A 15,280-nucleotide genomic window follows, 5' to 3' on the forward strand; every position below is an offset into this window, starting at 1 on the left:
ATTATCCTTTATCAAGCCTGTTCAGCACTGTACGGGATTTCCGGCCAACGCGCTGAAGGAAACAACGATAAGCGGATGTTGAACAAATGGAACATCGGCGCAAACAGCGCCTGCTCCTGCTGCGTGCGCGCCTCTAATCTCAGTAACAGGCGATTAAGCTCGAGGAGCAACGCCGGATGCGGCTGAGTTTGCAGAGATTTAAGTCTTTGCTTGAGGAACACGCTTAGTTCATGAAACATCGCCGCACTCTCAATGCCGTTAGCGGTGAGCAACGCTTTATGCCGCGTGTAGTAGTCGTAGCAGTTGGCACCCAGCCACGCTTCGGCTATCAGATTGCCGCCGGAAACCAGGTCTGGTGAAGGATCGACGCGCTTACGCGGCAGGATGATGTTAACTCTGTCGAGCGTGCGCGCCACGAACTGTTGGCGTGCCGTCATCGTTACCGTATTGAGGCGCAGCGCAGCGATAAACTGCAGCAGATCGCGGATCCCTTTGCGCACCGCACGCTTCGCAGTCCAGGACGGACGCTTGTTGCGGATCAGCAACGTCAGCACCAGAGCGATGACAATCCCCACCAGCGTCGAGATCATGGCGTTCACTATAAGAAGAAGATCTGGTTTGAAATGGTGACTCATGCCAATCAGACCCGGAATTTGCGTCGCGACAATCAAGCCAATCAGGTTGGTGGCGGGATTTGCAATCACCAAACCTAGCGCGAATAAGCCAGGCGCAAGACAAATAATCATCGCCTCGAATGTGACCGCCTGCGGTATCAGCACCGTGACGTAGAGCAGGCTGATTACCATCGAGATCAGCACGCCTTTGAGGAACAGTTTCATCGGCGCAATCGGGCTGTCGAGTCCGGCAAAGAATGAGCAGAGCACCGCCGCCATCATCGGGGCCGTCGAGCCATCCTTCCAGCCGCTGCCTATCCAGAACAGGCAAGTGGCAAACGTCGCGAAGAACGCAGTGAAACACGAGAGCAGCAGCAAACCTTTATCCACGTGTTTGTGAGCGCGCACGGTTTTCCCCGGCTTCACAGTAGGTGTCCACTCACTCACGCGTTCACTGACGCTGTGGTAGGCATTGGCAATGCGAACAAATTGAGCAGGCGCTCCAGCAAACCGATGAGCAAAATGCTCTCCTCACTGTTGAGGAGCCCTTCTTGCCAGGCCTGTTTTAACTGCGCTTGCGCGACGGTCAGGACATCGTGAACCTGAACCTGATCATCGCCATTCAGCCATAACAAAAACTGCTGGAACGCCTCAGCAATGTATTCTGGAAAACGGACCTCCTGTTGCGCCAACAGGTTAAGGCGTGACTCAATCGCCGTGAGCGTCGGAATCAGGTAGGAAAGATGTTGATACTGCACGCTAACCAGGCGCACTAAGCGCCGCGCCGCATCACCCTCATAGACGCAGTGCGTAATCAGGGTTTCCACGCTAAGCGGATAGTTAGCCATTTGGACCAGAATATCTTCGCGCTCGATCGATTTTTCAGCAGGCATCGCCGTGACCAGTTCGCTACACAGCTTGCGCGCGTTTTGATACCACTGGCTGACGCTTTGCTCCAGCAGGCTCCGCATCGAAACCGGCAAGATCAAACGGTGTACCAGGCTGCTACAAATGATTGCCACGGTGATCTCTTCGATACGCGAGATTACCGTGTAGGTGATAGCCGTCGGTGACGTCACGTCTGGAAAACCCATGATGGCCGCGCTGTAGCCCGCCAGCATAAACACATAGCTTTTCGGCGTGCGGTCATGCAGTGACAGGTAAAGGCACACGGCAACCCACAGCGAAATACACAGGCTGAACAACATCGGTGATTCTACCGTGATGGGATAAATCAGCAGTGTAAACAGCCCGCCCAACACGGTGCCGAAGAAGCGAAACACTGATTTCGACACGGTCGATCCCGAATAGAGCTGTGAGGCAACGTACACTGTAGTCAGTGACCAGGCCGGTTTATCGAGATTGAGTTCCAGAGCGATATAAAAAGCCAGAAAGGCGGCAAGACAAGTTTTGGCAGAAAACAACACTGCGCTTTGTGAAAACCACTTCATAGAGCGAATGAAACCCGTAGCAGGCAACGTAAGTGCCTATCCTGACAGAAGCATATCGATATGACATTTTGATTTGTTATACAAATTATTACCGTGCTAATTATCTGGGCATCTATGCAAATTGAAATGACACACTGATTACAGTAAATGATCGCGATCACAAAAATTAGGTTATAAGCGATCGAAATTAGTTATTTATTGGTTATATAAGCGCTTTGCTATGGTGAGAAAAAACCCTTAAGGACTCATCATGCAAACAAAAATTCCTGCTCTCAGCGCGTTAGCCCTGAGCTTTGGCCTGCTTTCTGCGCACGCTTTCGCTGCCAATCCAGAAACCGTGACCATTGGCTATCAGAAAGCCAACATTTTCGCGCTGTTGAAATACCGCGGCACGCTGGATGAAACCTTCAAGAAGGAAGGGATCAACATCCGATGGGTCGAATTCCCCGCAGGCCCGCAGATGCTGGAAGGGTTAAACGTGGGCAGCATTGATTTGGCCGCCACCGGCGATGCACCGCCCGCCTTCGCACAGGCCGCCAAAGCGGACTTGATTTACCTCGGTCACTCCCCTGCTAACCCCAAAACTGAAGCGATCGTGGTACCTAAAGATTCATCGATTAAGAGTGTGGCAGATCTGAAAGGCAAGCGTGTGGGTCTGAACAAGGGATCTGACGTGAACTACTTGCTGGTGAAAGCGCTGGAAGATGCGGGCCTGAATTATAAAGATGTGAAACCCGTTTACCTGCCGCCAGCGGATGCGCGAGCTGCCTTCCAGAAAGGCGCGATTGATGCGTGGGTGATTTGGGATCCGTTCCTTGCCGAAGTCGAAGCCAATGCTGATGCGCGTGAAATCCGCAACGCAGAAGGCCTGGTGCCGCATTACACCTTCTATCTTGCCAGCCGTCCCTTCGCTGAGGGTCATCCCGACACCGCTAAGCAAGTCGTGGATGAATTGAGTAAGTTGAGCGAGTGGGCAAATGCCAATCAGGGTGAGGCCGCCGCGATTTTGTCGAAATCGACTGGATTGGATAAAGCGATTTGGCAGACGACATTGAAACGCCTGCCGTATGGTGCCACGCGCATGACGCCAAAGGTGTTTGATGAACAGCAGGCGCTGGCGGATACCTTTACCCGCGTCGGGCTGCTGCCGGTGAAAGTGGATGTGCGCAGTGCGACCTGGTCGCTGGATAAGAAGTAATGTCAATCGGGCGCTCCAGAGAGCGCCCTTATCATTGTTTCGTTTAACCTTCCCCGCGCCCAATCTGCCAAATCCCGGTCGGCGGCGTGCCGCTGACCTTCCAGCCACCAATATCGCGTGCTTTATAAATCACTGGATTGTGCGACGACACGGTACGGGCATTGCGCCAGTGGCGATCCAGCGCTTTGCTGATACGCGTATCCGATGCGCCAAGCGCGTTAAACAACTCAGTCGCGGCACGCGGCACCAGTTCGCTGGCAATCACCTGCGCCTGGCCCGCTTCAGCTTCTGCCAGCGCATTCACTGCCAGAAGTTGCGCTTCGTCGCTGCTTAAGTGCGCTTCATACGCTGATTGCAGTGAATGTGTTGCGCGGATCACCGTGGCTTCCACCGCAAACGCCAGGCTGGTAATTTCGCCAATCACCTGTAGCACTTGTGCATCCTGACGCGATGCATCGCCGTTGCCGTGGCTGTAAATACGATGGCGCGCGGCCACCGCCCGTGCGCCATCTCGCGCCACCGCACGTCCAATACCTGCCAGCGTTGCTAACAGCACGTGTTGATAGAACGCGGTTTGATAACGGAAACGCGTAGCAAAATCGAAAACGTGTTCCTGCTCGACGTGCGCGTTGTCGAACCGCGTGGTGCCGCTGCCGGTTAAGCGCTGTCCAAACCCATCCCAGTCGTCCTCACGCGTCACACCAGGTTGGTGAGTACTTACCAGAGCGATGACATCGCCCTGATTGTCGTTGCGCCGGGCATAAACATCGATCCAGTCGGCGTATAAAGTGCCGGTGCTGTAAAACTTCTCGCCGCTGAGCGTCCAGCCATTTGTGGCTGGCGTGACGCGAGTGATCACATCACCGAGCTTCACCGTGCCAATTTCCGTCCAGCCGCTGCCTACCAGCTCGCCATCGATAAAGCGGCGGAACCAGCGAGCACGCTCTGCGCTGTCTGGCTGGTTGAGGCGGTCTTCCACAAATGCGAAGTGCGCACGCAGCGCCTGCGGCAGGTTGGAATCAGCTTCCGCCAGTTCTGTCAGCAGTTGGAACAACTGCGGCAGCGATGCACCCCATCCGCCCTGCTCTTTTGGGATACGTACGGTGCCAAAGCCCGCTTCTTTTAACCAGGTTATCGCTTCATGGGGCAACGTGCGACTACGTTCGCGTTCCACTGCGCCTTCCGCAATGCGGTCAAACAGCGGGCGGAAGTGCGCGGCCAGCGCAGCATAATCGGTGCCTGTAGAAAGTTGGCTCATAATCACTCCTGATGAGAAAGATCGTCGATGTCGTGGCGCGTCGGTTCATGGCGCACCGCAAGCAGGAAGAAGATCGGGATAATGGCAGCAAGCGACACCACCCAGAACATATTGGTGCCCAGCGCGGCCTGCAGAATCGGCAGAATAAACAGCGCTAATGCACTGCCCACACCGGAAAGCGCGCGGCTGAAACCAACGCCCGTTGCGCGAATAGAGGTTGGATAAGACAGTGCCGGATAGACCATCAACTGCGCGCCCGGTCCGAAACCTTCTGCAAACAACCACAAGCCCAGCATCAGTATCGCAAACACAATCCCTGCGATGGCTTCGGGATGACCAATCATCGCCAGGGCAATCAACGCAAAGAACTGCAAAGCAAAGCCGGCGATGGCAACGTGACGCGACGGATATTTCCACGCCAGACGCATACCCAACAATCCACCGGTAAAGGCAAACAGCGCATTCAGGCCCAACGACGCGGAGATAGTTTCAAACACCCCGGCACCGAGGAACTGCGCGAGGATCGAGGGCAGGAAGAAAGCGATCGCGGTGTATTCAAACGAGATACAGATGTTCATCACGCCTGCCACGATGGTGCGTTCACGCCAGGGTTTCTGGAACAACACGCGGAAACTCACTTTCGGTGCCGCTTCTGCGGGAGGTGCTTCGGGTTCCGCCTCATGCGCATGAATGCCGTAAGAGTCTCGCAAAATACGCACTGCGGATTTCAGATCGCCCTGATTAGCCGCCCATAACGGCGATTCGTTCATGAACTTGCTGCGCACCGCGATGATCAACAATGCGGGAACGGCACCGAACAGCAGCGATGCGCGCCACAACCAATCGAGGTGATCTTTAGGCAATAGGAAGTAGAGACCGAAGATCAGCAGGAAGCACACCGTAGATGCGGCGTACCACATTGGGCACCATGCAGCGAGTCGCGCGGCTTTGTTGCCTTTGCCGGCGAATTTCGAAAACTCCGCCAGGTAAGACATTGCCACCGGCAAGTCGATGCCTACGCCAATCCCCATCAGGAAGCGCGCGCCTATCAACACCCAAACGTTGGGCGCTAATCCTGCTGCGATAGCGGATACCACGAAGAACAGCATGTCCGCCATAAACACTGAGTAGCGACCATATTTGTCGGTGAGCCAGCCCCCAATCAAATTGCCCACAATGGTGCCCACCATGATTGAGGAGGTTACCAGCCCGGTGATGAACGGTGAAATCTGGAACTCGCGTACCACATCGTCAATCCCGTAGGAGAGCGTGGTGAGATCGTAGGCATCAAGAAAGACGCCGCCGAGCGCGAGGAACACAATCATGCGCGCATAATTGTTTTTGTCACTGCGGGTGTTGATCAGCCTTGCCACATCACTGACCGAACGTACCGGTTCAGACACCGGTAAGGTGTTTTCTAAAGGAACGGAACTCATAACGCCTCATATTGTTTTTTATCGTGCAGGTGAGGATGTTATAAGCGCTAATCGCTCAGGACCAAAACAACAATTAGTGATATTAAATTTTTATAAAACAATAACATAAATAAAAAGCAAACGCAGAAACCCAGACGCGTTTTGCGCGTCCGGGTGACCGGTTAAATCGTGGAAATTAGTCAGCAGAAACCGGCACTAACACCCCTTTCACTAACGGGTCATCGGTGGTTTTTAACCACTGCTGCACGCGAGGATCGGAGAATGCCTGCTTGAGTTTGGTGATGTTTTCCTGCTCCAGATATGGCGTGCCAATCACCAATTGCGATGCAAAAGTGCGTGGCGCCGGTGGGAACAGAATGCCCTTATCGCGGGTCACTTTTCCGGCATCAAATTGCGAAACGTAGCCGATGGCCGCATCCACCGAGTTCAGCGCGCGTGGCATGGTCAACAAATCGAGTTCTTTGAATACAAAGCCATGCGGATTGCCGACGATATTCTTCAGTTTGGCCGTGCGCGGTTCAACATTAGGATCGAGGGTGATCAAGCCCTGTCGCGCCAGCAGCCACAGAGCCTGCCCCTGATTAGCGCCGTCGTCCGGCACCACAATAGTTGCGCCCTGCGGCAGATCGGCGATGGATTTATAGCGATCGGAATAAACACCAAACGCCCACTGGAAGAGCGGCAGCGCCGAGGTCAGTTTGAAACCGTTCGCATCCACTACCTGCTTGAGCCACCACTGGTGCTGATACACCGTGGCGGCATACTGTCCATCAGCGACTGCGCGGTCTGCCTGTACCGGATCCTGCACGCCCACGGCTTCCAGCTTCAGGCCATAATCTGGTGCGATGTGCTCGCCGACATACTCAATTAACTTCTGCTCACCCGCCATCGCCGGTTCAAAGTGAATCTGTAATGTGGTGCCAAAAACCACGGCCTGTGGCTGTTGGCTACGCCAGAACCAGGCAGCCGCCGCCAGCACAATGACCACTACAATCAGTAGCAGCCACGGCCAGCGCCGGGTTTTACGAAGTTCAAATTCTTGTGTTGTCATAGCGATGTCCCCTGAGGATGGCGTAATACCGTGACCAATCGGTCACCGAGAAATTGAAGGGTTTGAATTAACGCGATCAGCACCACAATGGTGGCGATCATGATGTGGTTATCGAAACGCTGATAGCCGTAGACCACGGCTAAATAGCCGATGCCGCCAGCGCCGATGGTTCCGGCGATGGCGGAGTACTCGATCATGGAAATCAGATTGAGGGTAATGGCCGCCACGATGGCCGGAAGCGCTTCACTGAGCTGTGCCGAGCGGATGATCTGCCAGCGCGAACCGCCGCACACCAAACCCACCGCAGTGACTTCGCCTGGCAGTTCACGCAGCGCGTTATCCACTAAGCGACCAAAAAACGGAATGCCTGCTGTAATCATTGGCACCACGGCAGCGGGAATACCGATGGTGGTGCCAGTGAGCCAGAAAGTGAACGGGATAATCGCGGCCATCAATACCAGAAACGGCAATGAACGCCCCATGTTCACGATCCAGCTCAGTACCCGATTAACGCCACGATGCGGAAACAATCCCCGCGTTGAGGTGTTGAACAGCACGACACCCACCACGCCGCCAAACGTCACCACGAACAGCATCACGATGCCGACCATCAACGCCGTTTCGCCCAGCGCGGGTAGCATCAACGTTGGGATTTCCAGCCATGGCGTATCCTGACTGATGACTGAGACGCTCATACCGCCTCCCTTAACGGATGCACACTGCCGGAAACGCTGGCGACCAAACCAAACTGTTCAAGCTGCGCCAGTAATCGCGCCAGCGGCACGCGTTCGTGCTGGAAATGAATTCCCACCTGCAAACGCCCGGCCTGAATGCCGTTGACCTGCTCAACGTGTGCCCCAAGCAGATCGATGTGCAGGCCATACTGCACGCTAAGGCGTGAGATCCAGTCACTGGCTACCGGAACGTCAGTGCGATAACTGAGTTGTAATATCAGTTCCGCCACGCCCGGCTGTGACGCCAGAGGAAACAGGCGCTGACCCAACACCGAATCCGGCTGCGCCAGTAATTGTTTCACCACCCCATACTGCACAATTTCCCCGTCGCGAATTTCTGCCACCGCATCCGCCGCCTGTCGTACTGCATCCATCTCGTGGGTGATCAGCACAATCGCCAGCTTGTAGTCGTCACGCAGTTTTTTCAGTAAATCCAGCACCGTTAAGGTGGCTTCAGGATCGAGACCAGATGTGGCTTCATCGGCTAGCAGCACTGAAGGGCGCAGCGCCAGTGCACGGGCAATGCCAATGCGTTGGCGCTGGCCGCCCGAAAGTTGGCCGGGAAATGCATTGGCTTTATGGCTCAGGCCGACACTCTCCAGCAATTCACCTACCCGCGCGGCAATGTCCCGCTCTACCACGCCGAGATAGCGCAAAGGCAGCGCGATGTTCTCCCAGGCACTTTTACGTTGCAGCAATGCCGAGGATTGAAACACGGTACCAATCGAACGACGTGCACGACGCAATGCTTCGCCCTTCAGTCGCGAGAGATCGCTGCCGTTCACGCGAATACTGCCTGCGTTAGGCTGTTCCAGCAGGCTCATACATTTTGCCAGCGTGGATTTTCCCGCGCCGCTTGGCCCGACAACTGCCGTGATATTGGCCTGCGGGACCTGTAAGTTGATGGCTTTCAGCACCTCGGTGACGCGCCCGTCAGCGGTGCGGTAGTGCTTACTTAGCTGGTCAATTTCAATCATATGACCTCCGGCAATACCGTACTTTTCACCCGATAGCCAACGCCTGGATGCGGTGCGGTTAACTGTGGTCCGGCGTTAAATAACTTCTCGCGCAGCGTGCCGCTGGCATACTCCTTCTTGTAGACGCCGCGCTTTTGCAGCTCAGGGATCAGCAGTTCAACCACATCCTCAAAGGTTTCATGCGTCAATGCGTAGGCGAGGTTGAAGCCATCTACATCGGTATCCTCAACCCAGCTTTGCAGTTCGTCGGCTACGGTTTCTGCACTACCCACAATCAGTGGACCAAAACCACCAATACCGACCCAATCCGCCAGCGCTTTTACCGTCCATTGACGATCGGGATCGGCGGTAGAGAAGGTTTCCACTGCCGATTGAATCGCGTTGGTGTGCAGATACTTCAGCACTTGATCCGGCTGATATTGACCGAAGTCGATACCGGTCCAGCCTGAGACCAGCGCCAGTGCCCCTTCGTAGCTGACGTAGCTTTGATACTCTTTCCACTTCGCCTGCGCCGCGGCATCGGTTTCGCCGACGATGACCGTTTGCAGATTGAAAATCAGGATGCTGCGCGGATCGCGTCCCGCCTCTTCTGCACGGCGACGAATATCCGCAACGGTTTTCTTTAGCAGTACTTTTGACGGTGCCGCAACAAACACGCATTCCGCATGCTCGGCTGCAAACTGTTTACCACGGCTCGATGCGCCCGCCTGATACAGCACCGGCGTTCGTTGCGGTGACGGCTCGCACAGGTGAATACCCGGAACGTTGAAGAAGGTGCCCTGATGATTAATCGGATGGATTTTGCGTGGGTCGCTGAAGATGCGTCGCTCACGATCGCGCAACACGGCATCCTGTTCCCAGCTGCCTTCCAGTAGCTTATACACTACCTGCAAATATTCATCGGCGTAGTCGTAGCGGCTGTCGTGATCGCTCTGCGCCTGATGGCCAATATTGCGCGCGCCACTTTCCAGGTAAGAGGTCACGATGTTCCAGCCAATGCGCCCTTTAGTCAGGTGATCGAGCGTCGATAAACGACGTGCAAACGGATAAGGATGTTCAAACGAGAGCGATGCGGTGAGACCAAAGCCAAGATGCTCGGTCACCAGCGCCATCGGGGTGATCAACGCCAGCGGATCGTTGACCGGCACCTGCGTCGCCTGACGAATCGCGGCATCGCCGTTACCGTTCAGCACATCGTAAATCCCTAGCACGTCCGCAATAAACAGGCCGTCAAACTTGCCGCGTTCCAGCAGGCGTGCCAGATCAACCCAATATTCGAGGTCTTTGTATTGCCAGGAACGGTCACGTGGATGAGCCCACAGACCGGGTGACTGGTGTCCGACACAGTTCATATCAAAGGCATTCAAGCGAATTTCACGTTGCGATGGCATAGCAATCTCCATAGCGAGGCCGTGATCGTGCGACGACCCGGCGTTCGTTAGTGTGTTTTTAGGATGTTTGAGAGATTAAGAAGCGTAAGGGCGACATCGCTCGTCGTGAGCGATATGCAGTTCCTTGAGAATTTGCTGAGCAACGGCAGCGGCGTGATCGGCAACCTGTGGCAGACCCATCAACTCACCGAAACGCGCACGCGCGGCGGGACCGACCACTAACAGGCGAGCGTTGGGCTGGCCTTGCGAGTCAAGTGCGTGGGATTCCAGGTCCACGTCAAGACCAAAACCGAGCGAGTCGCCACGAATCAGGCCTTGTTCACTCAGCGAACGCAATAGCGGCTGGCTTTGCGTCAGGGCATCGTGTCCTGGCCCCGTCGTGACAATCAGGTGATCGAGCAGACGGGTTTCCGTTTCTCCCTGGCGCGTGCGCAGGATGATTACTAGCTGATGGCCCTGTGCGGTAATGGCGTGCAGTCTGGCTGCCAGCACCTGCAAACTGCCCTGCTGCTGCCGTCTGGTGATTTCCGCAGACACCTGCGGCGCGATGCGATAACGATGCACATCCCACCACGAACGCAGATGACGCACAAAGCGCTGCTGCTCGCGCAGCGGCAACGATTGCCAGATGGTTTGACCCTGTGCGCGTACGTCATCCAGCACGCGCTGCCAGGGTAATTGTTGCAGTGCCGCACGGGCAACCTCATCGCGGATGTGATGCAGCCACAGACGCACCCCAGGGGCGTTCTGAGGCGCTAACGTCCATTCAGGCCACTCACCCGTGAGATTGGCACGTGAGAGCTGCCCACGGCGTGAGAAAGCGGTTAATGGGCCTTGATGGTGGCGGGTGCCTAAAGAGGCGACCACATCCGCCATACTCAGACCCGTTCCCATGATGGCCACGGCAGCGTCAGGTTCAATCGCATCCAGCACGCCGGGCTGCCACGGATTGGCAATCAGCGCCGGATGCTGCGCGAAGGGCTGCAACGCGCGCGGCAATGACGGTGGCGGGTGACTGATGGCTAACGCCAGCACATCGCCCTGCAACATCTCGCCATTGCTGAGTAACAGCTGTTGCCCTTCCCAGGCCGCGGCGCTAGCCTGAACGTGCCGTAGCTGAACTTGCGGATGCTGTTCTGCAGCGAGGGCAAACTGCTCAGCCAGATAGCGACCAAACAGACCGCGCTGTGGATAGACAGAGCCATCCGCGCAATGGGCTACTGAATCCAGTGAACATTCTGGCTGCTGACGATACCAGCGATCAAAGGCGCCCTGTTCATCCCCGCTCAGTTGCATGCGTGATGCCGGAACATTGATGCGATGCGCTGGCTCCTGTGTGGAATACGCGACGCCGCCGCCCAGCTTCTCACGCGGTTCGACCACTGTAATCAGTAACGGCGAGGACGATTGACGCGCGAGATGAATCGCTAGCGCGGTACCACTAAATCCGCCACCCACAATAATGATGTGTGATCGTGCCATCGCCCTCTCCTGCATTAGCTGGCGCTCGTCTGTTTCGTAGGACGCTTATCGCCACCAATGGTTTCGCCAAACGGCCCGGTGTTAATGGTGCGCGCACGCTGCTGCTGACCGTTTGCCAGCGGTAACAGCGGCAGCAGTAATTCTGCCACACGATGCGCCTCTTCCAGGTGCGGATATCCTGACAGGATGAAGTTGGTCACACCCAATGCCTGATATTCCCGAATGCGCTCCGCAACCTGCTCAGGGCTGCCCACCAAGGCGGTTCCTGCTCCGCCGCGCACCAGACCCACGCCTGCCCATAAGTTTGGCGCGATATAGAGATTATCGCGTGAACCTTTGTGCAGCGCGCTCATGCGCGCCTGGCCTGCTGAGTCCATCCGTGCAAAGATCTTCTGCGCCTGCGCAATGGTGTCTTCATCCAGATGCCCGATAAGTTTCTCCGCTGCAGCTTTCGCTTCCTGTTCGGTCTCACGCACGATGACATGCAGGCGGATGCCGTATTCCAGTTTACGTCCACGAGCAGCGGCGCGTTCGCGCACTACCGCGAGTTTTTCCGCAACCTGCTCCGGCGGTTCTCCCCACGTCAGATAAGTATCGATTTGCTCAGCGGCGACATCGATGGCTGCATCAGACGATCCACCGAAATAGAGCGGTGGGCCATTTTCCTGCACCGGAGGGAACAACACTTCAGCGCCTTCAACGTGAATATGTTGCCCTTCATAGTCAACCTTCTCTCCGCGCATTAAACGGCTGTACACATCGAGAAACTCTTTGGTCACTTCGTAGCGTTCACTGTGATTGAGGAAGATGCCATCCCCTTTGTTTTCAACCGGGTCACCGCCAGTCACCACGTTGATCAGTAAACGTCCGTCAGAAAGACGATCTAAGGTTGTCGCCATGCGCGCGGCGAGCGTCGGTGGCTGCAATCCAGGGCGCACGGCAACCAGGTAACGCAGTCGTTTGGTGATGGGCGCCAGCGCAGAGGCAACCAGCCACGAATCTTCACAGCTTTTTCCGGTGGGAATCAGCACGCCGTAGAAACCGAGATTGTCGGCAGCTAAAGCCACCTGCTGTAAGTAGGCTAAATCAACCGGACGACCGCCTTCGGTGGTGCCGAGATAGCGACCGTCACCGTGCGTCGGGAGGAACCAGAAGACATTGATATTATTGTTTGCGGAATCGGCCATTATGCTTTTCCTATATAACTTTATTAAAAAATGGTCATTTCAGACTGCTTATTTAGTTATATGGCTATTAGCGAAAAGCGTGCCAGCTTTGAATCTGGCGATTACGGCGTTATTTCAGCAGCTTAGCGTTTAAGAGGAATTTGGCATTGTTGCATTGGCAACTTTCATTCCGCAGCTATTGCTGCATATGCAACTGCTTATGCTTTTTTCCTGCTGTTCACAGTGAACAACAATGTTTAGCGTGTGATGATGCTTCTTCATGGATATCAAACTATGCTCTCCACCAGCAGTCATACTGACTCGCCGCGTTTAGTCGACCCCGCTTCACTGGCATTTCAATCATTACTCGATAAGTTTGCGCCTACCGATGCCACGGTATTAATTGTTGGCGAAACAGGGACCGGCAAAGAGGTGGTTGCGCGATATTTGCATCATCATAGCCAACGGCGCCACGGACCTTTTCTGGCAGTGAACTGCGGTGCACTGACCGAAAGCCTTGCCGAAGCTGAACTCTTTGGTCATGAGAAAGGGGCATTCACCGGCGCGACACAGGCCCATCCCGGCTGGTTTGAATCCGCGCAGGGCGGCACGCTGTTGCTGGATGAGATTGGTGAGTTGAGCCTGTCATTGCAGGTCAAGTTGCTGCGGGTGTTGCAGGAACGTGAGATTACGCGAGTGGGATCGCGCAAGCCGATCAAAGTGGATGTGCGCGTCATTGCTGCTACGCATGTCGATTTAGCGCAGGCGATACGCGAGCGACGTTTTAGGGAAGATCTGTTCTACCGTCTTAACATCGCCGTAGTACCACTGCCGCCGCTGCGCCAACGCCGCGATGATATCCCGCTGCTGGCCCAACATTTCCTTTCGCTTTATGCGCGGCGCTTAGGAAGACCCGCACGCCGCCTGTCACCTGATGCGCTGGAAGCATTGCTGGAGTACAGCTGGCCGGGCAATATTCGTGAATTAGAAAACACCCTGCACAATGCGGTACTCCTGAGCCGAGAAGAAACGCTGACGCCTGCCCAGTTGCGGCTGGCTGTTTACAATGAACAAGGGTTTAGTTCGAGTGTGGACTCAACGCTGGATAGCTTTCTGCGCCAGCAACTCTCAAGCGAACCCCATCAACTTTTTGACCGCGTCATCAGCAGTCTGATTACTAATGCGCTCGAACTCACTGAGCAGAATCAAACACAAGCCGCTACGCTGCTGGGTATCAGCCGCCATACATTACGTACTCATCTTGCTCATCAAGGTATGATCAAAGGCCGGCGCAAAACTGCCAGCCATGCTGTGGTGGGATCGGGTTCGACGCACAGTCAGGAGCGTGAACTGCGTATTGGCTATCAAAAGTTTGGTAATCTCGGCGTACTTAAAGCGCGTCAAAGCCTTGAACAATGCTTTGCACAGCAGGGCGTCAGCGTGCTGTGGAGTGAGTTTCCAGCCGGGCCTCAACTGCTCTACGCATTGCAAAATAACGAGATCGATTTCGGCACCACCGGTGAAGTCCCGCCAATTTTCGCTCAAGCCAGCGGTAATGCTGTCACCTACATCGCGTGGGAACCTCCAGCACCCAGCAGCGTGGGCATCGTTGTGCCGCGAGACAGCGATATTCACAGCGTTGCCGATCTTCGTGGCAAGCGGGTTTCGGTCAACAAAGGCTCTAACGTTCACTGGCTACTGCTGCAATTGCTGGAAGAGGCAGGTATTGCTCTCGACGAGCTTAAGGTGGTGTATGCACCGCCTAAATATCCGCTCACCGCCAGTGATTATCTTGCTGTCGATGCGTGGATGATGTGGGACCCTTTGCTTAGTGCAGCAGAATCCAATCCTGACTTGCGTGTGGTTGCTAACGGCGAAGGACGTGTGCGCAATCACCAGTTCTATCTGGCGCGGCGTGCTTATGTTGAGCAGCACGATGATGTTGTCCAGCAGCTGGTAGAAAGATTGCAGCAAACCGGGATATTCATTGATAGCCATCTGCATGAAGCCGCTAATTTGCTCGCTCAGGAGTTGGGGTTGGAGTTGTCGGCAGTGGAGCGCGCGTTAAGTCGACGCAGCCATAAAACACGTGCCATGGTGTTTGAGGTAATTAAAGAGCAGCAAACTATCGCCGATCGTTTCTATGCGTTAGGCCTAATAAACAAACCAGTTCGAGTGCGAGAGGCCGTTTGGCAATCCTCGACGCCCTTATCGTTATCGGCATAAACCCATGGTGAAAGTTATCCACCTTTTCTGTGGATAAATCGTTGAATATCATCTGGCTAAATTGAGTTAGTGCTATTTAGCCAGAGAGGAATCATCATGATTTCACGGCGATTTCAGCCTGAAATTCATTTTAAAACCCCATACGAATCATAACTTTAAGCATGAAATCCAGCTGGCGAGGCGATGAAATTTCTTTCTATCCATGCTTCATTTCCTCGCGGTTACATGGGTGAGTCGATTTCTCACTCAGCTGGTTAAATTGCCTCCACTCTTACCGTATAAAACCTGTTCAGTCA

General features: G+C 54.9%; 10 protein-coding genes and 1 pseudogene. 2 read left to right on the forward strand and 9 right to left on the reverse strand.

The annotated features are described in order from the left end of the window. Positions 1–11 precede the first annotated feature (11 nt). Positions 12–2,065 (reverse strand): annotated as a pseudogene (locus tag HA45_RS18445) (FUSC family protein). A 250-nt stretch (positions 2,066–2,315) separates the two neighbouring features. Between HA45_RS18445 and HA45_RS18450 the strand changes: the two are divergent. Beyond that, positions 2,316–3,263 (forward strand): sulfonate ABC transporter substrate-binding protein, encoded by a 948-nt coding sequence (locus HA45_RS18450; protein ID WP_100700344.1) that lies wholly within the window; start codon positions 2,316–2,318, stop codon positions 3,261–3,263. A gap of 43 nt (positions 3,264–3,306) precedes the next feature. Here the strand turns inward: HA45_RS18450 and HA45_RS18455 are convergent, their stop codons facing one another. From HA45_RS18455 to ssuD, 8 genes are all read right to left on the reverse strand, one after another. Then, positions 3,307–4,521, reverse strand: a complete 1,215-nt coding sequence (locus HA45_RS18455) for an acyl-CoA dehydrogenase family protein (RefSeq protein ID WP_100700345.1) — start codon at positions 4,519–4,521, stop codon at positions 3,307–3,309. Positions 4,522–4,523: 2 nt separating this feature from the next. After that, complete coding sequence (locus HA45_RS18460; RefSeq protein WP_100700346.1) at positions 4,524–5,957, reverse strand: MFS transporter; 1,434 nt, start codon at positions 5,955–5,957, stop codon at positions 4,524–4,526. 175 nt (positions 5,958–6,132) lie between these two features. Further along, a complete protein-coding gene (locus tag HA45_RS18465; protein ID WP_100700347.1) occupies positions 6,133–7,008 on the reverse strand; it encodes a MetQ/NlpA family ABC transporter substrate-binding protein in 876 nt (291 codons plus the stop codon). Further along, positions 7,005–7,703 (reverse strand): methionine ABC transporter permease, encoded by a 699-nt coding sequence (locus HA45_RS18470; RefSeq protein ID WP_100700348.1) that lies wholly within the window; start codon positions 7,701–7,703, stop codon positions 7,005–7,007. The genes HA45_RS18465 and HA45_RS18470 overlap by 4 nt, the downstream gene beginning before the upstream one ends. Next, a complete protein-coding gene (locus HA45_RS18475; RefSeq protein ID WP_100700349.1) occupies positions 7,700–8,719 on the reverse strand; it encodes a methionine ABC transporter ATP-binding protein in 1,020 nt (339 codons plus the stop codon). The genes HA45_RS18470 and HA45_RS18475 overlap by 4 nt, the downstream gene beginning before the upstream one ends. After that, on the reverse strand, positions 8,716–10,110 hold the full coding sequence (locus tag HA45_RS18480; protein WP_100700350.1) for an LLM class flavin-dependent oxidoreductase: 1,395 nt from the start codon (positions 10,108–10,110) through the stop codon (positions 8,716–8,718). Before HA45_RS18480 ends, HA45_RS18475 begins: the two co-directional genes overlap by 4 nt. A gap of 75 nt (positions 10,111–10,185) precedes the next feature. After that, positions 10,186–11,592 carry an FAD/NAD(P)-binding protein gene (locus tag HA45_RS18485; RefSeq protein WP_100700351.1) on the reverse strand — a complete coding sequence of 469 codons (1,407 nt, stop codon included), beginning with the start codon at positions 11,590–11,592 and terminating at the stop codon, positions 10,186–10,188. Positions 11,593–11,606: 14 nt separating this feature from the next. Then, entirely contained in the window at positions 11,607–12,779 is a 1,173-nt protein-coding gene (gene ssuD, locus HA45_RS18490) for an FMNH2-dependent alkanesulfonate monooxygenase (protein WP_100700352.1), read from the reverse strand. 273 nt (positions 12,780–13,052) lie between these two features. Here ssuD and HA45_RS18495 point away from each other — a divergent pair, with 273 nt between their 5' ends. Next, positions 13,053–14,984 (forward strand): sigma-54-dependent Fis family transcriptional regulator, encoded by a 1,932-nt coding sequence (locus HA45_RS18495; protein WP_100700353.1) that lies wholly within the window; start codon positions 13,053–13,055, stop codon positions 14,982–14,984. Positions 14,985–15,280: the final 296 nt, after the last annotated feature.

It is taken from the genome of Pantoea rodasii, from assembly GCF_002095465.1.
Taxonomy (GTDB): Bacteria; Pseudomonadota; Gammaproteobacteria; order Enterobacterales; family Enterobacteriaceae; genus Pantoea; species Pantoea rodasii.